Raw genomic sequence first — 22,473 nt, 5'->3', positions numbered from 1 at the left:
ATGAAAAGGAACCTCCTCTTGGGCAGCCCGCCGTTTATTTCCCCTTCGCCAGCTCCTCGTCGATTTTTTTCTGAATGACTTCCTCGGCCGTTCGCAGTGCCGTATTCAGATCTAGCTCGCCTTTGGAAACCTGGTTCGCGTATTTGGACAGCTCGGTCACGACGAGCAGGTCAACCTTCGGATGAATAGGCGCGAGCGGAGCCATTTTGTTGGCGTATAGGGCGCCCCAGTTTTTGCCGACGCCGCTTCGCTGAATATCTGCGCCGGTCTGCTTCTGAATGGCCGGATCTTTCAGAACGGTCATATTCGCCTGCCGGGCCATCATCGTCTGGTACTCATCGGAAACGAGGTATTTGATCACCTCCATCGTCGCCTCTTTGTTTTTCGTCAGCTTCGTCATGCCGATATAAATCGGGTCCGGCTGCGTCCCAAGGCCGGGATAACCGCTGATCGTCGGATGCGACACGATATCCCAGTTCAGATCGCCCAAATACAGATCCATATACTGCTGGCCGAGCAGCGAGGCAATGTACGTCGTCATTGCGGTGTTCTGCTCCTTATAAAATTGAAGAATTCCGGGCGGAGCGCTATTTTTTGCGAAAAACTCCTGAAACACCGCATTCGGCGGATACGGCCGGACGAAAAACGTCTCGAACAGGCTAGCCCACTTCGGATCTTTGTTGACCTGCACTTTGCCCGTTTCCGGATCGACTTTGACGAGCGACATCGGGTTCATTTTGATGACCTGCCCCGCTCCTTGATTGGAAAAGCCGAAATACAGCTTGTCGCCGTCCTTGCGCGTCATTTTGCTGCCGAGCGCGAGCACCTCATCCCACGTCATGCCGTCCTTCGGGTACGTCACGCCGAATTTATCGAAGATGTCCTTGTTGTAAAACAACAGCTGAATATTGTTCTGCACCGGCAGCATATACAGCTTTCCGCCCGAGGTCCGCTTTACTTCGTCCAGCAATATCGGTTCGATCCGGCTGAGGTCGACATCGTGCAGCTTCGCCAGCTCCGTCATGTCGTACTGGATGTCATGGCCGTAGGCGAGCGTCTCGAAATTGCCCCGGGTCGTGAAAAACACGTCGATCTGCCCGCCGGTCGCGACCAGCTCCGGCAGCGTATAACCTGGCGTGGAGGGCTGCCAGACGAATTCGATATTCGGAAACTTTTTACGCAGCGGGTTTCCGAACCAAAAGTCGATCTCCTCCTGCTTCTGTGTGTTGTTGGCGAAAAACACAACCTTGAACGATTCCTTCGTCCAGTCCTTGTTAGCGCTTACAGAAGGAGTCTGCGACTTTTCTCCCGAGTTCGAAACCGATCCCGTACCGCATGCGGCAAGCGGTACGCTCAGCAGCATAAGCGCGGTTAGCAATCTGACCTTGTTTCTTTTTTCATTCGGCATATCATACGGTCCCCTTTCTAATCTTGTCTATAGGCGTATTGAAAGCCAATGCCGTATCGATGGATCATCCGGCATGTTACAAAACGTGCTGCTCCAGCTCCCCCGCCTTCGACGAGCGGGAGGACAGCGTCTTCTGAATTCTTGCGCACAGCTGCCTCTCGTCGATCAGATCGGACCAGTACGCCTTCAGCGGCTGGAGCAACGGCTTGAAACAGGCGGCCGGGATGTTCAATTCGCTGTGGTTGCGCATCGAAAATAAAATTTCCCGAAATAAGCCATAACGGCTCGGTCGGTTCATTCCGGATTTCTCGAAGTCACGTTCGGCGACCTGCTTGCAGGCAGGTATGCTGGTCGTCGTACGGCGGATGAAATCTTGACCTCGCTCGGATACGAAGTAGTCGACCAGCAGGGCGGCTGCTTCCTTTTTCGCCGAATGGCGGTAAATCCCGATGCCGCATGTGACCAGCAGCGTTCGAGGCTCGCTTTCGAACGGAACGGGCGAAATATCATAAGGCAGTCTCGTGTTCGCCAGATCGTTCATGCTCATGTAATTGTTGAGAATCATCGAAACTTTGCCCTCGGCGAACAAGTTTTGCGTGTCGTCGTTATTTTCGGACAAAAAGAACGGAAAAATCGTCCGATTGCGGATGATGCTTTTGCATAACCGCATACTGTCCAGCAGCCGGGTGCCTTCGATCGATTTGGAACCGCCTGCCTCCCATTGGAAAGTCTCCCCGCTTTGGACCAGGAAAAGCGGCCACCGGTGCTCCGAAGGAAGATGGAAGCATATGCCGAATCGTTCCCCTTCGACGGACAACTCTGCCGCTGCGCGAATAAGATGCTCCCATGTCCAGCTGCCGTCAGGCTCGGGAACGTTCCGCTCGCGAAAATGCTCCTTGTTGTAGCAAAGGACGATCGGCGAGAAAATGAACGGCTGGGCGTATACATGCTCCTTATGCGCAAACGCATCCGTCAAAAATGGATATGCATCGCCGCTCGGCTGAAGCGGTTCAAGCTTGGCGTAGTCGTCCGCTTCGACCATTTCCCGGAACTGGAGCCGATTTAGAATACACAGATCGGCAGGCACATATTGTTCGTTCGCGAAGCCGAATATCGTTTCGATGCGAATCCACGGATGGATGGTCCCAAAATCCTCCAGCAGCTTCATGAGGTTAATATCGCGCAGCATCGTAGGCGGGCTGAGCAGGGTGAGCGTAACGCGGGTTCGCCGGGTCACGACGCGATTGCCTACGCTCGGTACTTTCTCGATTAGCCCCTCCTTGACAAGTGCGGCGAGACCGGATCTAAGCGATTTGTTGCTGATCCGGAACCGCTGCGCCAAAGCAAGCTCGGAGGGCAAAAAACTGCCTACAGCATATCGGCCGTCCAAAATTTCATCGCGCAGCGTTTGTACGATTGTCTCCAGCCGCTCCCGGAAATGCTTGTGCAATTGTCTGCCCTTCATGTGCTCCTCCTCCCGCGCTCCCGAGTTGGGTGATCCGCCATCAGCAGTTGCATTCAGACTTACTCACCTCCGTCTCTTTTACGCTCGCAGCGATGTACATATCGGTTACGCCCGCTTCCAACCGATGTACAAACCGCTGCCAACTGATTTACATCGAGTACTAATTTTCTATTGCAACCGCTTATCTTCCAAATTAGGGAAATCGCATCCATACGTCAATACGGATTCGGTACATCGGTGCGATGTTCTTACAAGGAAACGATCAAACGGCAAAAAAAAGCCCGGCCGCAAAGGACCGAACTTTAGCTGGACGAGCGGCGTTTTTACGAACGCCCCTTCTCTTTCAACCATAACGAAATGTGTTTGCCGCAAATGCCGCGTCTTAGCCGCATCTACCGCTAATTTCCAGATACCGCGATCAAAAATATACCCGCCACGACGACGGCCGACGCTGCAATCCGGCTCACGCCGTGCTTCTCCTTGAGAACGAACAGCCCAAGCAGCACGCCGAACACGATGCCGATCTCGCGCAGCGGAGCGATGTACGCCATCTGGGCTTGCGACATTGCGAACAGGAATAAGAGATACGAGCCCGGCGACAATACGGCACCGACCAGAAACGACTTCCACTGGTGAACGATCGTCGAGCGGATCGCTCCCGACACAAGCGCCGAAGGCGTAAGCCCGAGGATGAAGCCGATATTCGTTACGACGAGCAGCGCCACCGGCGACAAATAGCCGAGGTTAAGCTTGTCGGCCAGCGTATAGCTGGTCGAGCATAACCCGACGGAAAGCGCAAGCAGAAACGGCTTCACCTCAAGCGCGGCACCGTCTCGTCGCTGCAGCCAGCCGCTCATAACGATAAAACCGGCCACGAGACAGGCGATCCCACCCCATCCCAGAAGCGGGAGAGATTCCTGCAGGAAAACGACGCCGAGCACCGGAACGAGCAGCGTCGGCGTGCCCCTCATAATCGGATAGGCCAGCGACAGGTCGCTCCGTTTATATGTCTGAGCCAGCAGCAGCGCGTACACGCTGTTAAGCGCAAGCGACAGGGCAATGCTGAGGTATACGCCCGGCTGCCTCGGCACACCCGGCAATTCCATAAGCAAAACCGGCAGCAGCAAAAGCGTCGACGGAATATACATCGCCCATAAAAACACAGCTTTATTGTCGCTTTTCTTCGCAAACAAGTTCCATATCGAATGCGCCAGACCCGAACACATAACGAATGCTAGCGACACGACCGGCAAAGCCATCTCCATCTCCCCTTTACTCCCGCTGTACATCTCATCTTTTTGTCTCTATACAGAAAATAACACGTATACACACATATATACAACATAATTCACAAAAATACAACACACAAAAAGGAAAAACAAAAAAGGCAGTCAGTCGCATGACGCAACCAACCGCCTTTCCCTCATTCGTATACGATTTCCACGCCGTTTTGCCGATACCGCTCCACCAGCTCGCGATCGATGCCGGAATCGGTCACGAATCGCTCCACCTCCGCGCAGCCGCATATTTTCGTCAGCGAAACGCGGTCGAACTTGCTGCTGTCCGCCAGCGCGATCGTACGCTTTGCATTGCGCAGCAGCGTTTTTTTGACGCCGATTTCCCCGATGCCGTAATCGGTTATGCCCTCTGCGAGCGTAACTCCGCTCATGCTCATGAAGAACAGATCGGGATGGAAGCGGGCGGCAAACTGCTCGGCCAGATCGCCGATAATGCTTTGCTCGCTGCTGCGGATGACACCGCCGATCAAAACGACCGTATAATGTGGCATCGGCGACAGCATACTCGCGATCGGCAGCGAGTTCGTAATGACTGTCAGACGCTCGAACTTCTTGGCCAGCACGGCGGCGAATTCGTTGTTCGTCGTGCTGACGTCCAACGCGATCGATTGCCCTTCGCTCACATAACGGCAGGCGACGGCGGCAAGCTCGACTTTTTCGGTCCGGTACGCGGTTTCCCTCACCGTTAGCGGAATTTCCTGGCTATAATCCAACTGCTTCAAAATCGCTCCGCCGTGAACGCGCTGGAGCAGCCCTTCGTTCTCCAGAAACTCGAGATCGCGGCGGACCGTCTCGAACGACACACCGAACAGCTCGATCAGCTCCGACGCTTTGATCGACTGCTCCTTGTTCAGCTTTTGCATAATCGCCTGATGTCTTTGCTGCACGAACAATACGTCCGCCTCCTTCCATCGTCCTTATATCCTGGTTCAAAGTGTACCATATGCCCGGGTACTACGAAAAGTTAGTACTGTCGCAAACGGCGCCGGCGGCATAATATAGGATCAGGTACTAGGACGTAGCGCTAACGAGCGGAACCTTCGACATAACCCGGCAGGCGCGCGGTCCAATATTCCATAATGGGGTGTTTGTAATGATCGTGAGAAGAAGAAATACGACAGCATTTTCGTTTATGTCTTGGGCCGCGTTCGCCTGTGCGTTTCTGGCCATGTTCATCGGCATTTACACGCTAGAAGAGACGCTTTCCGTCAAGGGTTATTACGCCGTCGCCGCGCTTTACCTGACCATGTCCGCCTTCGTCCTGCAAAAAACGATCCGCGACAACCAAGACGACGAGGGGACCGGCAAAAAACGCAACACCGGCGCCTTCACCTTTCTGGCCTGGGCCGCCTTCGCCACCGCGCTGATCGCAATGTTCATCGGCATCTACAATTTGAACCAGCCGCTGTCCGTACAAGGCTACTATGCCGTCTGCGCCCTGTTTCTGACGATGTCCTCGTTCGTGCTCCAGAAAACCGTAAGAGACAACAAAGAGGACGACGAGCTGTACGGCCCGCGGGGCGGCGATTCGCAGGAGTAACCGGGTTTAGCCAGCCGCCAGCCGATAGACTGACGCGCTTCCCTTAACGGGGGCGCCGGATAAACTCCTGAACGAGCGCCAATGCCCCGGCAAAGGCGCTCGCCGACGTATCCTCCGCTGTCTCAAAGGCGGGGACGCGCGGTGAGGCAATACCCCGTCCGATCAGTGCCTCCCTCGTCTCCCCGAGGAACAGATCGGCGCTTCTTGCAATATTGCCGCCTACGATGACGGCCTCCGGCTTGAACTCGTCCACATACGGAGCGAGCATCTCGCCGAACATGCGGCCAAACCGGGCAAACACGTCCCGGGCGTCCGCGATACCGGCACGGGCTGCGTCCGCGATCGGCTTCACAGCTCCGTCCTTTCCGAGACCGTACGCTTCCGCCAGCCGGAGAATGCCCCGCTGGGAAATGTAATCGTCGATATTGCTGTCCAGGAACGGATCGTTCCACAGCTCTTTTCCTTTGACGATGCCCTGCTCGTCGATGAACGACGAGCCCGTGCCCGTTCCGATCGTAATGCACAGCGAGCGGTGATACTTTTTCGCGTGCCCGTAGTACAGCTCACCGGCGGCAAACAAAGCCGCATCGTTATCGAACACGATCGGCGCATCCGCCGCCAAAACGCGGCTTACGGCCGGATCGGCGGCGTTGCGCTCCTTCATGGCCGCGCGCATATCGGTCCCGTACAGCGCATCGTATTTTTGCTGCCCCTGTATATAACAAATTCCGTTATCGTAATCAAACGGCGACGGGAACGCATAACCGATCCCGATCACTTCGAATGGACGCCCTTCGCCGAGCCTCTCCAGCACCTCGACGCGCCCCGCGATCAGCCCGTAAAAATGCGCCAGCAGCGTGTCCCGATCCTCTTTCCCCCTGGAAGGAAACGTTTCGGTAGCTCCCTCCACGATCGCCCCGTTCTCCCGAACGACGGCCGCTTTGATTGATGTCCCTCCGACATCGAAAACGATGGCATAACGATCCATACTGAAGTCCAATTCCCCTTTCGCGTCTATCAGTAAAAGTATAGTAGGGTTTGGGCGCGTTGTCCAAAAAGAATAGCGGAACATCCGTTCCGTTATCGCAAAACGAGCGTCGGCGCAACAAATAAAAACGGAGCGCCTCGTCTGTCGCCAGACCGCACTCCGTTTTCCTTACCGCTTATATTTGCACAGGCTGGCCCGTTTTCACCGATTGGTAGCCGGCAAGCGCCACTTCCGCCGAACGAAGCCCGTCGAGACCGGATATCGGAGCCGGCTTTCCTTCAAGCAGAGCATTCACGAACGCTTCGACCATGTAATGGTCCATCGAGTCGCCCCAGCCGAGATATTGGCCTTTGCCGATCGCGTTGCTGAACATTTCGTTTTTCTGAGCGAAACTGTCGACCGAGATCGTGCCTTTCGTGCCGACGATTTCCATCGTCACGTCGCCCCACGTCGGGAACGCCTTCGGACGCGACCAGCTCGTGTCGAGTACGCCGATGGTGCCGTTCTCGAATTTGACATGGATCATGCCCGCATCGTCCACCTTCAAATCCTCGTGGAACAGCGTCGCCGCATAAGCATAAACCTCGGTCACCTTCGAACCGGTGAACCAGTTCATAAGGTCCATCACGTGGACGGTATGGTCAAGCAAAGCGCCGCCGCCGGAGAGCTCCGGCTCGACGAACCATTTGCCCGGCATCGTGCCGCGATTCGTACCTTTGATCGCCAAAATGTCGCCGATATCGCCGCGGTCGACCGCTGCCTTCGCGCTGATGACGGCCGCGAGGTAGCGGCAAGGGAACGCCGTGAACAGTTGTACGCCGTTTTCCTCGCATACGGCGATCATCTGCTCCATTTCGGATACCGAAATGCCAAGCGGCTTCTCGCAAATGACGTGTTTTTTCGCTCGGGCCGAATCGATCGTATGCTTCGCGTGAAACGCATTCTCGGAGCAGATGACGACGGCGTCGATGTCCGCGATCGCGAGCAGATCCAGATAGTTTTCATAGTAAGCGATTCCGTGTTTCGTAACGACGCCTTCCACGCGGCTCTTCTCTTCATCTGCAATCGCGACTACTTCCACCTGCGGCAGCGCCGCCAGCGAATGCAAATAAGAGTGGGCGTGGCCATGGGCGAAGCTGATCATCCCAACCTTCAGCTTGTTCATCGCGATACCTCCTGCGCGCTGTTATTCAGGAAAACAGCCTTGCCCGTGCGAGCGGACTCCAGAGCGGCAAGACCGATCTCAAGCGCCTTATAGGCATCCTGAGCGGTGACGATCGGCTGCTTGTTTTCCACGATACATTCGATATAATGTTTGATCTCCAGCTCGAACGGGCTGTGGAAGCCCGGACTTTGCGGTACTTCGACAAAAGGACCCTTTGCATTGTCAGCCGCCGCTTTGCGAATTTGCAGCGATACCGATTTGGAGCTGTCGCTGCGGATCAGACCTTCGCTGCCGGCGATTTCGGCCGCCGTCGTGAACGGTCCCTGATAGCCCCAGTGCGCTTCCACGTTTGCAACCGCGCCGCTTTCGAATACGAGGGTAGCGGCTGCATAATCCACGTTTCCTTCCAGCTTGCGGAGGCCGTATACGGACCGGACTTCGCCGAGCGACCAGCGCAGGAAGTCGAGGTCATGCACCATCAGATCGAGCACAACGCCGCCGCTTTTCTCTTCGTCCTTGAACCAGGGACGACGTTCGCCGGGATGTCCGCCGATCCGCTTCAGATGAGCGACGCCGATGCGGCCGAGCGCGCCCTGAGCGATTTTATTTTTCATTTGCACATATTCGGGGAAGAAACGGACGACATGTCCGATAAACAGGCGCACGCCGTTTTCCTCGCAGACGCGGATCATTTCGGCGGCGTCCTCGAGATTAAGCGCAATCGGCTTTTCGCAGATGACATGTTTGCCCGCTTGCGCGGCCTTGATCGAGAACGGCTTATGCAGATGGCTCGGAAGCGTAACGCTTACAACTTCGCAGCCCGATTGCTCCAGCATCTCGTCGAACGATTCGTACGCCTTCGCGCCCGTACGCTGTGCCATTTTGCTCAAGTGATTCGCGTCGATGTCGCATACGCCGACAATGGTAACGCCAGGAATTTTGGAGTAGGCGCCCGCGTGTACGTTACCCAAGCCCCCGCAACCGACGATGGCTACTTTCATGGCTTTCCCTCTCTTCATTTCGTTGTATAATAGACTCAACGCCAACGATACAACCTTTCCCATGTTCCGTATATGCCGCTATTTGTCGGTTTTGTATCCAATTTTGTCATGTTCGAAAGAGCAGGTGCCGAAGCTCATGGATATTTATAAAGAGCCGATCCATTACCAGAATCCGATTCTGTGCATCAAAGTGTGGAAGTTCGAGGGAAGACGGGCCTCCCCGCCGAGACCGATTCAGGACGTCCGCTGGCATTACCATAAGGAAGTCGAGCTGATCCTCGTGTTGGAAGGCTCGCATGAGGTGCATACTCCGGGTCATACGTACCTGCTGCACGAAGGCGATGTCGTCCTGATCGGCTCCTCTCAGCTTCACCGGACGAGAGTCCTCACCGATAAAGTCGTATACATCGTGCTTCACGTCGATCTGGAGCCGTATTTCGATCCGGCGATGATGCGGTATTACCGCCATTTCTCCGAGGTGCATCATCCGCTGGAAGAGCTGAACTATATGTTCAAGGAAAACGCGAACGTGCGCGCCGAAGTCGGGGGCATCATTGAGCGTATGCATGACGAAATTATCGGCAAGTCGGCCGGCTACGAAATCGCCGCCAGCATGTATATCAAGCATTTGCTGCTGACGCTGCTGCGGGGGGATACGCGCGGGCTGCTGCAGGCGCACGATTCCGTCGATCCGCTCGTTATGAAGCCGATTATCGAATATGTGGACAGCCATTTGGCGGAGAAAATCGAGATGGAGCAGGTCAGCCATATCGCCGGGATGAGCTACTTCTACTTTTCCAAGTATTTCAAAAGGGCGATGGGCTCGTCGTTCACCGATTACGTGAATCGGAAACGGATCGCGAAGGCCGAGCGGCTGCTCGTCACGAGCGGGCAAAATGTAGGAGATATCGCCAGAGCGGTCGGCATCGAAAATATGGCGCATTTTTACGAGCTGTTCAAACGGTTTAACGGCTGCACGCCAAAGCAATATTTGCATAAAATCGATGCCGCCGTGCAGTAGCGTCTATGGGCATAACGTGAGAGGCAGACGCTTCACGCCGAAAATGATCGAGCTGGGCAGTCGCTCAAGCGGATACGTGCGATCTGCCGCAAAGGCCGGAAATCTTGCGAGCAGAGACTGGATGGCAATACGTGCCTCTAGCCGGGCAAGCAAAGCGCCGAGGCAAAAATGGATACCGTGCCCGAATGCGAGATGCGGATTCGGGTCCCGCGCGATGTCGAACGTCTCCGGAGATGCAAACACGTCTTCATCGTGATTCGCCGAGCCGATCCACAATTGCACGATCTGCCCCGCCGTCAGCCGAAACCCGCGAAACTCGGTGTCCGCCGTTACCCGGCGGATCATATGCTGAACCGGCGAGCAATAACGCAGCACCTCCTCGATCGCGCCCGGCAGCTGAGCTTCGCTGCCGATCAGCCGTGCGCGCGCTTCCTCCGAACCGTTCAGACATAGAAGCGCCGACGAGATCAAGTTTGTCGTCGTCTCATTCCCCGCCACGAGCAGCAAAATGCAAAATCCGATCAGCTCCAGCTCGCTCAGCCGCTCGTTGTTTATACTTGCCGCCACCAGCCTGCTTATCAGATCGTCTCGCGGTTCGAGCCGCCGCGACTCGACCACGTCGGAGAAGTATACGCTCATCTCCTGCTGGCAGCGGAAAAAATCATCCGCATTATTGCCGACCAGCTCATCCGACCAGCGCTTGAACAAACCGATGTCTTCCGGAGGAATGCCGAGCATATCCGCGATAATCAGCACGGGCAGCGGGCCGGTAAACTCGCCGACCGCATCGATGGCCGCTCCTTTTCCTTTCGCCTCCGCTTCGTCCAGCAGCCGGTCCGTCACCGCCTGGATGCGGGGGACCAGCGACTCGATCGCCCGCGGAGTGAACGCCTGCGAAACAAGCGAGCGCAGCTGTCGGTGCTTCGGCGGATCTTTGCGGAGAATGCTGGCTTCGATCGGCTCTTCTTTGGTCGGCGTACGTCCCGTATGCGACGAAAACCGCTCGTGATCGCTAAAAATTGCCTTTACATCGCTGTATTTGTATACGGACCAACCGTTGCTGTCCGGATGATACAACACCGGAGAAACCGATCTCCGGTCGCGAAATTTAACCAGCGGAAGGAGATGTTCAGGCACGATAGGGCTCATTTTTTATTTCCCCGCTTCACCATTAGTGGTCAGACCAAAAAAAGGGCTTGCTGTATGTTAAACGTTTTTTGTGACAATTCCCGACAAAACGGTAGAACTTATGAACGACTTCACCTGCTGGCGTGTTACTTGCGAATTATTTCTCAGGAAATAATCGCAGCAGCCGTCGAGCATTCCGAATACTCCTGAAGCGGCAAGCCTGCAATCGATGTCGCGTATATAGCCGAGCTTTACGCCTTCTGCGAGGATGCCAGCCATGTAGGTGAGGTGGTTGTTGCGCAGTTGCCTGATCTCCATTAATACCTCCTCTTCAATGCCATTCGACAACTCATGAAAAACGATGTGGGCCAAATCGCTGTATTCCAAAAACAAATCGACATAATATCCGACGATATTTTGAATTTGTTCATGAATCGAGGCCGAGCTGTTAAGCTCTGCGTCGATTCTAGTTGTAATTTGGCGCAGCCCTTCGCTGACAATCGTCTGAAACAGCTGCGACTTGCCGGTAAAATGATAGTAAAGCGATCCCTTCGCAACACCAGCGCGAATCGCAATTTCATCCATGCTGGCTTGATGATAACCTTTGAGCGCAAACAGCTCGATTGCGGCTTGCACAATTTTGTGCCTGCTCATATTAAACACCTTTTCTTGTTTTTATACTGACTAGTCAGTATAGTTCCACTATATTCCATCGAACTTTGGATGTAAAGTTAATATTTCGAGAAGTTTTTTCGTTACCGCCGACAACCTGCAAGAAAAGCAAAAACCAGACATCGGGATGCCTGGCCGGACTCCGTATGATTCAATTCAATCTAAATCGTTCTCGAACAGCTCCCGCTCCCCCGCCGATTGGCTTTTTGGAGTATGATCCGTTGCTGCAACCAACGCCAAGCAATCAATCGCCCCCATCCTCGCCTTCCTTCCCCCGATTCGCTTCCTTGTTTTTTTCCTTGTCCTTGCTGTTGTCCTTATCGCCTTTGCCGTTCTGCTTGTTTTCGTCCTGCTTCGCTTCCTTCGACTTCGCTTGCTTCGACTTCGCTTCCTGCTCGGCCTTCATCTGCTGCTCGAGCTGATACTGCCGCATTTCCCTGTACATCTGATATTGCTTCTTCAGTTCCTGATCGATCACGCTGGGCTGGTTTTGCTGCTGCGCTTTCGCCTTCTCCGCTTCCGCCTTGGAGGATTTGCCGCCACAGCCGGCCAAAGCGATGCAGAGGATAACAGTCAGGCCCCCGATTCCGAATTGACGGTATGCCACACAGATCCCTCCCTGTTTGGGATTCAGTTTCTCCCGCTGCGGTAGAATCTATGCAGTCCAACAACGAAAAACAAGCTGCGTTAAAGCCAGACCTCGGCTTATAACACAGCTTGCTTAACGCATTCATTCTATTATCGTCTTCAGCCTTTGTCACTGGCCGTATCGCTCGGCAGTTCGACCGGCAGCACAACCGGCGAGGCAGCCTTAGGCTTCGCAGGCACTGACGTACCGGCGGTTGCGCCTCCGCCAAGCTTTCCGGTTAAGCCTTTCACCAGTTGATCGAGATCGATGCCCGAGACGCTTTTCAGCATTTCCGGCGCCGTCGCCATCAGTTGCGTCACGTAATTGCTTACGCGGGCGGCGCCTTCGCCGTGTCCGGTATCGACTACGGTCAGCTTGTCGATCGAAGAGATCGGCTCGGCCACCTTCCCGGCCAGCTCCGGCAGCATTTTCACGATAATATCGAGAATCGCCGCTTCGCCGAACTTCTCGAACGCCTCGGCGAGCTTTTGCTTCGCTTCCGCTTCGGCCAGACCGCGCAGCCGGATAACCTCGGCGTCCGCGGTCCCTTTCGCCCGCTCCGCATCGGCGATCGCGAGACCTTCAAGCCGCTTCATCTCGGCGTTCGCTTTCGCTTCGGCCTCGATCTTGTACTGCATCGCCTCGGCCTCCAGAAAGCGCCGCGCCTTCTCCGCTTCCGCCGCCTGTACGACCGCGTACCGCTCGGCGTCCGCCTTCTTCTTCACTTCGGCGTCATACTGCTTCTCGCGGCGCAATATCTCTTTCGCCTCGAGGTCGATTTCCCGCTCTCTGCGAACGAGCTCGACTTTCATTTGCTCCTCGACGACGCTTTGCTTCGAGCGCGCCTCCTGAATATGGTACGCCTGATCCGCTTCGGCTTTAGCCATATCTTGATCTTTCTTAAACGCGGCCGTCTTCAGCTCTTTCTCCTTCGCCGCCTCGGCGATATTCGTATCGCGCAGCAGCTCGGCCTTCATTCCTTCTTCCTCCGCCTTCGCCTTCTGAATCCGCGAATCCCGCACCGCCTCGGCCTCGGCAATTTCGGCGTCCCGCTTGACGGCGGCGATACGCGGCTTCCCTAACGAATCGAGATAGCCGTGCTTATCGCGAACGTCCTTGATCGTAAACGATACGATCTGAAGGCCCATCTTCTTCAAATCTTTAGCGGCCACAGCCTGCACTTCCTGGGCGAACTTGTCGCGGTTGCGGTACACTTCCTCCACCGTCATCGAACCGAGAATCGAGCGCAGATGACCTTCCAGCACTTCCTGCGCCTCGCTCTTCAGCCCTTCCGTAGGCTTGCCCATAAATTGCTCCGCAGCCGTGGCCACATCTTCCACGGAACCGCCGATCTTAATGATCGCGACGGCGTCCGTCATAACCGGAACGCCCTGCTCCGTATATACTTCCGGGGTCGACACGTCCAGCTTGTGGGAAAGCAGCGATAAAAACTCGGCTTTCTGGAAGATCGGCAGGATGAACGCGCCGCCTCCGCGTACGATTTTGATGCGCCGGCCCGAATCGTCGACAAGCGAGTTTTTGCTGCCGAGAAACGTACCCGTTACGATCATCGCTTCGTCAGGACTGACCGTTTTGTACCTCGCCCAAAACGCCAAGCCAAGTATGACAATGACCCCTACAACAATACCAGGTATAACGAGTGCCTCCGAAAAATTCATCCGATCTCTCCTCTCTCGTCTTTGTTCCCATTGGATGGCGATGTTTCGTCCAGTCGGCTAACGAACAGCGTATCGTCGCGAACCTCGACAATAACGACGCGCTCGCCTGCTTTCAGCGTTTCGCCGTCGAAGCTGGCGGCAATCTGATTCGTATTCCCGTGTCCGATCTTCACCATCACTTCTCCGTAGCCTCTCGGCGGAACCGGCACCAGCACTTCTCCGATTCGTCCTGTCAGCTCGTGGATCGAAAAGCCTGTAGAGTTCTCGCTGTTTTCCATCGGCCGTACATAAGCCACGTACACCAGCGCTCCGATCGCGATGGCGCTCGCTATGGCGATTAAAGCCGCAAGCAGCCCGCCTAGCGGCGTATAATGCAGGACGAGCAGCCCTGCGCCGCCAAATACCGTAATACCGCTGACGATCACCATCGGGCGCAGCTTCCGCAGCGCATCCACCGACAAAAAATCGAGGAGGCCGTCGATCGCATGACTGATCAGGTCGCCCAAGATGACGGTAACGATAGCAAACAGTACGCCTCCGGCCAAACACGCCCAAAACAATTGCTCCACGAAGATTCACCCCGCTTTCCGCGTGCAGCCTTTTCCAATTTTTAATCAACCTAACTAGTCATTAGTTAATACGCGCCTTTTGACGAATGGTTTCACATTTTCGACACAAATCTTCGTCCTCATCGGAGCATCGTCAGCGCGCCGGTTTTCTGTCCATGCCGAAAAGCCGTATCCCGGCAGACATTGACGCTCGCCTGCAGAATACGACCTTTATCTCACAGCTCCAATTAAACGCCAGTTTGCTTAGCCGCGCCGCAAGTACGGCTCGACAATTCGCCTCACTCGCTCCAATCCTTCCCACATGTCGCCCGGGCCGTCGTAAATGAGAACATACGCGCCATCGAAGCCCGTTTGCAAGACAGCGTCCAAACATTGGCGGAATTCCGCTTCGTCCGGTACGCCCCGTTCGTTGAAAATCGCCTTGGCGTGTACGGACACGCTGTGCGGCGTCGTCAGAGCAATGTCCTCGTACTTGGTCTCCCCCTTGTAGTTGCCGAAATCGGTGATGAAACCGATCCGCTGTTCCGTCAGCTCCAGCAGCCTGGAAGCGCTGCTGCCGGTAGAAGTCAATGGCTTGAAATTTTCGGTAACCACGCGGACACGGCAGGTTTCCCCATATGCGGCCAGCTCGAGAAGCGCCGCTGCGGAACGGCGGAGCGCCTCTTCGTCCGTCGGCAAAGCTTCACCCGCAACGATGCGAATCTGCTTGGCCCCGCAGGCAGAAGCGACATCGATCCATCGCTTGGCTAGCGCAAGATCGGCCGCTGCACGGCGCTCCTCCTGCGAGGTCAAGTCGCCATAGTCGAGCAGCAGCGTATCCAGCGATACGCCCGCGTCGGCAAACGCTTCGCCCAATTGCGACAAATAGGCCTCTTCCGTAGACGGGAAGTGAAAGTGGCATATTTCAACTGCCGCATATCCCCGCTTCGCCGCCTCCCCCGGCAGCTCCAGCAGCGTATGGATCTCGGGCTGCTCCTGAATACGCGTTTCAAACGTACCGGCATTTGCGTTCCAGACGGTCCAGCGCAGCGGACCGAGCAGCCGGTGCAGGCTCCAGGTGCTGACCGATAAATAAGACATAGAAATCCCCCCGAATCACATGAATGTACTGCTGATCCTGTCCTTATATATTGTAACGGATTGGAAGCGTTGCCGAATAGTAGGGAGCCAATCTAAAGCAAGTCCTTGTTTCTAGCACTGGAAGTGCGTCCCGTCTGACGGAACGGCTGGCCATGAAGCAGGATCTTGTCCATAATCACTCCCCGTCTTTAGCTCGGCCGCAAATCCATGTATAATGGAACATAATTGCGACATAGGCGGGTAACCTAAACATGAACAAACGAGCGCGCAAACTTCATCCTATCCGGCTCGTCTTCCGTCTATTGCTTGGCGCCGTTTTGGCGGCGGGTCTCTATTTTGGAGGCATGAGCTGGATCATTATGCATACGTGGAAGACGTCAAAAGGAACGCCGGCTGACACCATTATCGTGCTTGGAGCCGCCGTCTGGAACGGCAAGCCGAGCCCGGCGCTGCGAGAGCGGATCGATATGGCAGTGGAGGCGTGGAACGATCAGCTCGCTCCGGCTATTATCGCCACCGGGGGCATCGGCCTGCCCGGAGAACCTTCGGAAGCTTCCGTAATTAAGAAAACGTTAATCGAACGAGGCGTCCCCGAGAACCGGATCATCATAGAGGACAAGTCCCGAAGCACGTACGAGAATTTGCATAACAGTCTTGAGTTTATGCAGCAGCACGAGATGAAAAGCGCCGTCCTGGTCACTCACGGCTACCACGCCCTCAGAGCCCGGATGATGGCGAAGATGATAGGCATCGACGCAAGCGTGGAGCCCGTACAGATCAGGCCGCTGCGGCTCGCCTATTACACGCTCCGGGAATGCGGTGGCATCGCTTACTTGTTCGCCACTTCCCCGCTTCGCTCGATTCGGGCCATATGGTAAAAGGAGTTGATCGGGTGACTATTGAAATAAGGCCTTATACGAGAAACGATTACGAGGGGCTGCTGAGCGTTCAGCGCGAGGCGTTCCCGCCCCCATTTCCCGAGGAGCTCTGGTGGAAGAGGGAGCAGATCGAAGATCATGTGTCTCTATACCCGGAAGGCGCGATGGTTGCGCTGTGCGACGGGATTGTGGTCGGATCAGCCACTTCCCTGCTCATCACCTATACGGGACAGCCGCATACATGGGCAGAGGTGTCCGACAACGGCTATATCAGGCGCTCACACGACCCGGAGGGCGACAGCCTGTATGGCATAGACTTGTGCGTCCGGCCTTCGTACCGGTCTCGCGGCGTCGCCGGCGCCCTGTATGAAGCGCGCAAGCAGCTCGTTGTACGCTCCGGCCTGAAACGTTTTATGGCCGGATGCCGCATTCCGGGTTTTCATCTGCACGCCGGCAGCATGAGCGCGGAGGAGTATGTTGGCCGCGTAGTCGATGGAGAGTTCAAGGACCTGGTGCTCTCGTTCATGCTGCGGCAGGGCATGGTGCCGATCCAAGTGCTGGACGACTACTTGGAGGACGAAGAATCGCTGAACAAAGCCGTATTGGTCGAGTGGAGAAACGAACGTTGCATTACCACTATTTCGGGAGGGGAAACCGCCTCATGACATCTAACATCATTGCCGCCGTCCAATACGGAATCGGCCCGCTGCGTTCTGAGAACGAGTTTTGGAACCGGATTCGCCGCCATGTTGCGAAAGCCGAGTCCGAAGGAGCAAAGCTGATCGTATTTCCCGAATATTTGACCGGGCAGCTGCTGTCGCTGGCATCCAAGATGAACAATGCCGAATCGTGCGAATATTTACACCGGTTTACGGACGAGTACAAATCCCGTTTTACGAAAATGAGCCGCGAAACCGGCCTCATTTTGCTCGGCGGCACGCATATTCACCGGGAAAACGCTCCAATTGGTGCCGAAGCCCGCTATTATAACGAGGCGTTCCTGTTTTTCCCGGACGGCCGGATCGAAGGCTGCAAAAAAGTTCATTTGACTCCCGAGGAGCAGCGGGCGTGGCCCCTGCTGTCGGGCGATGAGTATAAAGTATACGAGACCGCCGTCGGTAAGGTCGCCGTTCAAGTGTGCTACGACATCGAGTTCCCTGAAGGAGCTCGCATCGTGGCCGATATGGGCGCGGAAATCATCCTGTGCCCGTCGTACACGGACGCCGCCGCCGGCTATTGGCGCGTACGCCATTGCAGCCAGGCGCGGGCGGTCGAGAATCAGCTGTATGTCGCGCTGAGCGGCCTTGTGGGCAACATGCCGGATGTGGAGCAGGTCGACGCCGGGTACTGTCAGGCCGGCATTTTTGCCCCATGCGACAAACCGTTTCCGGATAACGGCATAATAGGCGTCGGTTCTACGAACCGCAACGGCGTCGTGTGCGCTTCTGCGGATCTGGACATGCTGGCCTACAATCGCGCCCATGGCGGCGTAGCCCCGTTTTACAATCGCCGGACAGCGCTGTACGACACCTACCGGAACTCGTGAACCGAAGACAAATCAAATCAAAGGCCGCTTCCCTCAGGAAGTCGGCCTTCGATTCACGTAATACAAATAAATGTGCTGAACGATTACTTTGCCTACGGCAAACAGCGGTACGGCGAGTATAAGCCCGATAATGCCGGCAAGCTCGCCGCCTACCAGCAAGGCGAAGATGATAAGCAGCGGATGCAAATGCAGCGTTCGTCCGACAACTTGGGGAGAGATGACGTTTCCTTCCAGGATTTGCACGAGCAGATTAACGAACACAACGAACAGCACCATTTTAAACGACACGGTGGAAGCCATAACAATAGCGGGAGCCGCCCCGAAAAACGGCCCCAAATAAGGAATTATATTAAATATAGCCACGATACTGGCAAGCAGCAGCGCATAAGGCATCCCGATGAGCCAATAGCCGATGTACGCGAGAAGACCAACGAGCACGCATACGATAAACTGTCCGCGTATGTAATTGCCGAGGGCCGTATCGATGTCGATCACAAGTTTGATGGCGCTGTGCCGGTGTGCGCGGGGGACCGTGGCGAGAACCGTTTTTTCGATAAGCTGGTAATCCTTCAAAATGTAAAAGGCGAGAAACGGCACGATAAATGCGATCATCAGCATATTGATCGTGCTGCCGATGCCGTCGACAAAGTTTGAAATAAATTTGGACAGGCCGTTCTCCGCCTTCAGCAGCGCGTCGTTGATGCCGCTGCGCACACTCAAAGGAAGCATCCGATTGTCGTTCAAGCCGTCGAACAGCCCTTGCGCCCGCATCGTTAATTCCGGCATATGCTCGTTAAGCTCCCCGATCTGCTTGACGAAGATCGGCGTCAAGTTCATCACGATAACGACGAAAGAGGTGATGAAGACGGCGTAAATGAGCAATACGGCCGCCGTTCGCGGAACTTTGCGTACGTTCAACATACGCACGATCGGGTTCAGCACGTAAGAGATGATGAGAGCGATCAGAAAAGGCGCCAGCACTGCCTTCAAAAACCCGTAAGCTGCAGAAAGGATCGGCCCTATTTGCAGCAGCATGAACAAAATGGCCAATCCGAGCAGCACGTATACCATGATGGCGAACCATTTATTTTTGATGAATTTGTCCAAGCTTTGCCGCCTCCTTCCCACTACAGTATATGTACAACCCGGTCCGCTTCATTCACGAACCTGAGCGAATACGGAAGGAGTTAAGCGCAGCAAAAAAGAGACCGCGCCGGCTTGGCGTGATCTCTCTCGTCTTATGAAAGCTTAAGCGGTCTATCGGGATCGCTTCCTTAGTTCGCGTGAACTTCCGGGATTTCTTCCTCAAAGAACAAATCGTCCAGCGAGCTGAGCGTACCGTCTTCTTCTACTTGATACACGGACATTTTGTCGCCGTTTACGGTTAATTCAATAAAGCAGCTCCAGCAGTAAAACTGGTGGGAGCCGATTTTTCCAATATCCTTGGAGTTGCAGTTCGGACATCTGAGCATCATAATCACCCTATTTCTTCAATTGATGGTGCGTCTTTTAGATCGCAATGGACCGGTACGATCACGGCGTCCTCCCCGATCGTCGCCTCTTCGGGCAATGGGAGCCATCTGCGTCCTTCGGTTAGGTCGGATATCAATCCTCCGGATAACTCGTATCCTAGTATCTTTTTATCCATTTGCGTACCAAAATAAACATCTTCCACAAAGCCAAGCTCGTCGCCGCTAGCCGTGACGACCGGCAATCCTTTCAATTTGAAGCTGCCATCCAGAAGCGGCACGAGATCGGCCGTTTCTTCGCCCAGGTCACGGACGGCCTGCTCGTCCTTTATAGTGACGGCGTCCGCGCCAATAGCTTCGATGTCGTCCCATTCGATATAGCGGGACGCGGCGAACCAGCCTTTCGCCTCAATCAGGATGCCTCTCAGCTTCCAATCGCGATCGATCAAAAAATCTTTGGCTATTCCTGCCTGCTTACCCGTTGCGAGAATCAGAACGGGAAGCCCCATGATGTCTCCAGCTTTGCGCAAGGGTTTCCTTATCCTCCTACAAGCTTTGCTGATTCAAGCCGCTTCCTCAGCGTACACGTTCGTATATATGATGCTCGCCCCGGCGGAAGTTTATTCCTGTTCCGCACGCACTTAGGGCGTCGGTTGTCCTTGGCGTAAGGTAGCGTAAATACGGTGTTATCTACGGGAAAAAGCTGGATCGGTTTGCGATAGGCGCACCTCCTCCGGCACGTGAACACGTGGCTTAACAGTCTATTATGTTCTATTACGAATTCGGCGCGAAATGGTTGCAACTTTTTCAGTTGCAGCACGAATTTGTTCGACAGGCTGCGTTAAACCGAAGCTGAAGCGAACAGCGGAGCGCATCACGCTCTCCGGAAGCCTCATGGCGCGAAGCACATGGGAAAGTTCCAAAGAACCGGACGTACAGGCCGAACCGCTGGCGGCCGCTATACCTTCCAAATCCAGACTCATTAGCATAGTCTCGGTATCAATGCCGGGGAAGCTGACGTTTAGGATGTGCGGCAAAACGCTGGAGGGATGGCCATTCACCGTAAAAGCTGCGGTCCCGATCTCGCGGGACAAGCCGTCAATCATTTCGTCGCGCAAAAGCTGTACATGCCGCCGGTTGTCCGGTTGTGCCTCGATGGCGAGCTCGGCCGCTTTGGCGAACCCGACGATGCCGGCTACGTGTTCCGTGCCCGCACGCCGTTTGCGCTCCTGGGAGCCCCCTACGAGGAGAGGAGTTACGGAGACCCGCTTCGAAACGTACAAAGCTCCGACGCCTTTCGGGCCGTATATTTTGTGTGCCGAGAAGCTCATCAGATCGACGGGCAGTTCGGATAGCTGAAGAGGAAGCAAGCCAAGCGCCTGAACTGCATCGACATGGAACAGGATGCCGCGCTCGCGCGCTAGTGAGCCGATGGATTCGATCGGCTGAATCGTCCCGACTTCGTTGTTGGCATACATGACGCTGATCAGAAACGTTTCGGGCCGAATCGCATCGGCTACATCGGAGGCGCTGACCTGTCCGGTCTCGTCAACGGGCAAATACGTAATGTCATAACCGAAGCGCCCGAGCTGCTCGCATGCATGAAGAACGGCATGATGCTCGGATTGCGTCGTAATGATATGTTTCTTGGCGGTGCCGTACAAGGAGGCTGCCCCGAATATCGCCGTATTGTCGCTTTCCGTGCCGCCGCTCGTAAACAGCAGCTCCGACGGCGAACAGCCAAGCAGCTCAGCCATACGGTCGCGCGAACGGCTCAGCGCAATACGCGCTTCCCGGCCGAAAGCGTGAAGACTGGACGGATTGCCGAACTTCTCCGTATAGTAAGGAAGCATCGCTTCCAGCACTTCCGCACGCATCGGCGTCGTAGCCGCATGATCGAGATAAATCGGATTCATCGGCTCCACCGTCAAATATAAAACATGAAATTATCGTTTTTGCCTTCGTCCTGATACGCGATCAGGGCCGCCAGCGTCGTCGAATCAAGCACTTCGGCAATGCTGTTTTTGATTCGAATCCACAGGTCGCGCTTGGCCGGATCGTCTTCGTCCGTGAAATCGACCGGACTGATCGGTCCTTCCAGCACGCGAATAATGTCGCCCGCCGTAATGTCCTCGGGCTGGCGCGATAAGATGTAACCGCCGTATGCGCCGCGGATACTCTTTACGAGACCGGCGTTGCGCAGCGGTGCGATCAATTGTTCCAAATAATGCTCGGATAGCTGATGTTTCTCCGCAATGCTTTTAAGCGATGTGGGGCCTTCACCGAACTTCGAGGCCAGCTCCATCATGATCGTAAGTCCGTAGCGGCCTTTTGTCGATATTTTCAAAAATTACACCTCATTTGCAGCTTCGCTAGTCGCAGCGATTCCGATGAAACCTGAACGGTCCGGAACGGTTGCTTCGATAAACGATCTTTCATTTTGATAAGAATGCCTGCTACTATCTTTGCCAATAACTAGGCTATGTTTACGTGGAACACGCGGATATTTGGTAAAATATTGAATATTGTTGCAAATATCATTTATATGTTAACATATAAAGTCCGGTTATGGTATCCATAATCCGTGGCATCTTCATGAAAAGTTTTGAATTTCGATCGTTTTTGTATACATTAATCCGGAACATGCGGCTCTCTCTGACACGTGTCCCTTCAGCCGCTTCGTTCCGAAGCCTATCTTGTGGTATTATAAGAAAAACGTCTATCGACGAAATTCAAGGAGGAGCGACCGCGGTTTAGCGGAAGTTTTTCTGGTACAGAAAGTCGCACTTCGCTTTAAAGCTTTAGCAAATAAACTTTCTATCCTGAAAATTAATCGGGTGGGAGAACGCCGCTTGGAGGGTATTGTCTTTGCGCAATCCTCCGGATACGCACGTTTTTGGCAATAGGAAACCAACCCCCCTGAATTCGCTTTGGTAGT

Annotated in this window: 23 protein-coding genes and 1 pseudogene; 6 read left to right on the top strand and 18 right to left on the bottom strand. The window is 54.8% G+C overall.

The window, feature by feature from the left end:
• Positions 1-34 precede the first annotated feature (34 nt).
• The 4 genes from D7M11_RS20010 to D7M11_RS19995 all read right to left on the bottom strand — a co-directional run bounded on the left by D7M11_RS20010 (position 35) and on the right by D7M11_RS19995 (position 5,058).
• Positions 35-1,408, bottom strand: a complete 1,374-nt coding sequence (locus D7M11_RS20010) for an ABC transporter substrate-binding protein (RefSeq protein ID WP_120749024.1) — start codon at positions 1,406-1,408, stop codon at positions 35-37.
• A gap of 76 nt (positions 1,409-1,484) precedes the next feature.
• Positions 1,485-2,873 carry an extracellular solute-binding protein gene (locus D7M11_RS20005; RefSeq protein WP_120749023.1) on the bottom strand — a complete coding sequence of 463 codons (1,389 nt, stop codon included), beginning with the start codon at positions 2,871-2,873 and terminating at the stop codon, positions 1,485-1,487.
• A 398-nt stretch (positions 2,874-3,271) separates the two neighbouring features.
• Complete coding sequence (locus D7M11_RS20000) at positions 3,272-4,138, bottom strand: DMT family transporter (protein ID WP_240041226.1); 867 nt, start codon at positions 4,136-4,138, stop codon at positions 3,272-3,274.
• Positions 4,139-4,296: 158 nt separating this feature from the next.
• Entirely contained in the window at positions 4,297-5,058 is a 762-nt protein-coding gene (locus tag D7M11_RS19995) for a DeoR/GlpR family DNA-binding transcription regulator (protein WP_338042507.1), read from the bottom strand.
• A gap of 212 nt (positions 5,059-5,270) precedes the next feature.
• Between D7M11_RS19995 and D7M11_RS37480 the strand changes: the two are divergent.
• Positions 5,271-5,465, top strand: a pseudogene (locus D7M11_RS37480) (YiaA/YiaB family inner membrane protein); the annotation flags it as partial.
• Complete coding sequence (locus D7M11_RS37475; protein WP_240041233.1) at positions 5,445-5,711, top strand: YiaA/YiaB family inner membrane protein; 267 nt, start codon at positions 5,445-5,447, stop codon at positions 5,709-5,711. The pseudogene D7M11_RS37480 and the gene D7M11_RS37475, both read left to right, overlap by 21 nt.
• 43 nt (positions 5,712-5,754) lie before the next feature.
• Here the strand turns inward: D7M11_RS37475 and D7M11_RS19985 are convergent, their stop codons facing one another.
• From D7M11_RS19985 to D7M11_RS19975, 3 genes are all read right to left on the bottom strand, one after another.
• On the bottom strand, positions 5,755-6,699 hold the full coding sequence (locus D7M11_RS19985) for an ROK family protein (protein WP_158606733.1): 945 nt from the start codon (positions 6,697-6,699) through the stop codon (positions 5,755-5,757).
• A 175-nt stretch (positions 6,700-6,874) separates the two neighbouring features.
• Positions 6,875-7,864 (bottom strand): Gfo/Idh/MocA family protein, encoded by a 990-nt coding sequence (locus D7M11_RS19980; protein WP_120749020.1) that lies wholly within the window; start codon positions 7,862-7,864, stop codon positions 6,875-6,877.
• Positions 7,861-8,865, bottom strand: a complete 1,005-nt coding sequence (locus D7M11_RS19975; RefSeq protein WP_120749019.1) for a Gfo/Idh/MocA family protein — start codon at positions 8,863-8,865, stop codon at positions 7,861-7,863. Before D7M11_RS19975 ends, D7M11_RS19980 begins: the two co-directional genes overlap by 4 nt.
• Positions 8,866-9,001: 136 nt before the next feature.
• On the opposite strand from D7M11_RS19975, the gene D7M11_RS19970 reads away from it, so the two are divergent.
• On the top strand, positions 9,002-9,886 hold the full coding sequence (locus tag D7M11_RS19970; RefSeq protein ID WP_120749137.1) for a helix-turn-helix transcriptional regulator: 885 nt from the start codon (positions 9,002-9,004) through the stop codon (positions 9,884-9,886).
• Between the two features lie 3 nt (positions 9,887-9,889).
• On the opposite strand, the gene D7M11_RS19965 is transcribed toward D7M11_RS19970, so the two are convergent.
• The 6 genes from D7M11_RS19965 to D7M11_RS19940 all read right to left on the bottom strand — a co-directional run bounded on the left by D7M11_RS19965 (position 9,890) and on the right by D7M11_RS19940 (position 15,642).
• Positions 9,890-11,035 (bottom strand): cytochrome P450, encoded by a 1,146-nt coding sequence (locus D7M11_RS19965; RefSeq protein ID WP_120749018.1) that lies wholly within the window; start codon positions 11,033-11,035, stop codon positions 9,890-9,892.
• A 57-nt stretch (positions 11,036-11,092) separates the two neighbouring features.
• Positions 11,093-11,668, bottom strand: coding sequence for a TetR/AcrR family transcriptional regulator (locus tag D7M11_RS19960; protein ID WP_120749017.1), 576 nt, complete (start codon positions 11,666-11,668; stop codon positions 11,093-11,095).
• 262 nt (positions 11,669-11,930) lie between these two features.
• On the bottom strand, positions 11,931-12,293 hold the full coding sequence (locus D7M11_RS19955) for a hypothetical protein (protein ID WP_120749016.1): 363 nt from the start codon (positions 12,291-12,293) through the stop codon (positions 11,931-11,933).
• A gap of 140 nt (positions 12,294-12,433) precedes the next feature.
• The gene (locus D7M11_RS19950) at positions 12,434-13,993 is read right to left on the bottom strand and encodes a flotillin family protein (protein ID WP_120749015.1); all 1,560 of its coding nucleotides are present in this window, start codon (positions 13,991-13,993) and stop codon (positions 12,434-12,436) included.
• Positions 13,990-14,562 (bottom strand): NfeD family protein, encoded by a 573-nt coding sequence (locus D7M11_RS19945; RefSeq protein ID WP_120749014.1) that lies wholly within the window; start codon positions 14,560-14,562, stop codon positions 13,990-13,992. The genes D7M11_RS19950 and D7M11_RS19945 overlap by 4 nt, the downstream gene beginning before the upstream one ends.
• Positions 14,563-14,805: 243 nt before the next feature.
• A complete protein-coding gene (locus tag D7M11_RS19940; RefSeq protein ID WP_120749013.1) occupies positions 14,806-15,642 on the bottom strand; it encodes a sugar phosphate isomerase/epimerase family protein in 837 nt (278 codons plus the stop codon).
• A gap of 251 nt (positions 15,643-15,893) precedes the next feature.
• Here D7M11_RS19940 and D7M11_RS19935 point away from each other — a divergent pair, with 251 nt between their 5' ends.
• Genes D7M11_RS19935 through D7M11_RS19925 form a run of 3 tightly spaced genes read left to right on the top strand, consistent with a single transcriptional unit; the run spans position 15,894 to position 18,066 of the window.
• Positions 15,894-16,520, top strand: coding sequence for a YdcF family protein (locus tag D7M11_RS19935; RefSeq protein WP_120749012.1), 627 nt, complete (start codon positions 15,894-15,896; stop codon positions 16,518-16,520).
• 14 nt (positions 16,521-16,534) lie between these two features.
• The gene (locus tag D7M11_RS19930) at positions 16,535-17,185 is read left to right on the top strand and encodes a GNAT family N-acetyltransferase (RefSeq protein ID WP_240041225.1); all 651 of its coding nucleotides are present in this window, start codon (positions 16,535-16,537) and stop codon (positions 17,183-17,185) included.
• Entirely contained in the window at positions 17,182-18,066 is an 885-nt protein-coding gene (locus D7M11_RS19925) for a carbon-nitrogen hydrolase family protein (RefSeq protein WP_120749010.1), read from the top strand. Before D7M11_RS19930 ends, D7M11_RS19925 begins: the two co-directional genes overlap by 4 nt.
• Positions 18,067-18,099: 33 nt before the next feature.
• On the opposite strand, the gene D7M11_RS19920 is transcribed toward D7M11_RS19925, so the two are convergent.
• The 5 genes from D7M11_RS19920 to cymR all read right to left on the bottom strand — a co-directional run bounded on the left by D7M11_RS19920 (position 18,100) and on the right by cymR (position 21,882).
• Positions 18,100-19,173 carry an AI-2E family transporter gene (locus D7M11_RS19920; protein ID WP_120749009.1) on the bottom strand — a complete coding sequence of 358 codons (1,074 nt, stop codon included), beginning with the start codon at positions 19,171-19,173 and terminating at the stop codon, positions 18,100-18,102.
• A 167-nt stretch (positions 19,174-19,340) separates the two neighbouring features.
• On the bottom strand, positions 19,341-19,538 hold the full coding sequence (locus tag D7M11_RS19915) for a hypothetical protein (protein ID WP_120749136.1): 198 nt from the start codon (positions 19,536-19,538) through the stop codon (positions 19,341-19,343).
• A gap of 5 nt (positions 19,539-19,543) precedes the next feature.
• Positions 19,544-20,065 carry a PRC-barrel domain-containing protein gene (locus D7M11_RS19910; protein ID WP_120749008.1) on the bottom strand — a complete coding sequence of 174 codons (522 nt, stop codon included), beginning with the start codon at positions 20,063-20,065 and terminating at the stop codon, positions 19,544-19,546.
• A 234-nt stretch (positions 20,066-20,299) separates the two neighbouring features.
• A complete protein-coding gene (locus D7M11_RS19905; RefSeq protein ID WP_120749135.1) occupies positions 20,300-21,451 on the bottom strand; it encodes a cysteine desulfurase family protein in 1,152 nt (383 codons plus the stop codon).
• Positions 21,452-21,462: 11 nt separating this feature from the next.
• The gene (cymR, locus tag D7M11_RS19900; RefSeq protein ID WP_120749007.1) at positions 21,463-21,882 is read right to left on the bottom strand and encodes a cysteine metabolism transcriptional regulator CymR; all 420 of its coding nucleotides are present in this window, start codon (positions 21,880-21,882) and stop codon (positions 21,463-21,465) included.
• Positions 21,883-22,473: the final 591 nt, after the last annotated feature.

Source organism: Paenibacillus ginsengarvi (genome assembly GCF_003626695.1).
Classification (GTDB): Bacteria; Bacillota; Bacilli; order Paenibacillales; family NBRC-103111; genus Paenibacillus_AB; species Paenibacillus_AB ginsengarvi.
This window is presented reverse-complemented; position numbering and strand designations above follow the sequence as displayed.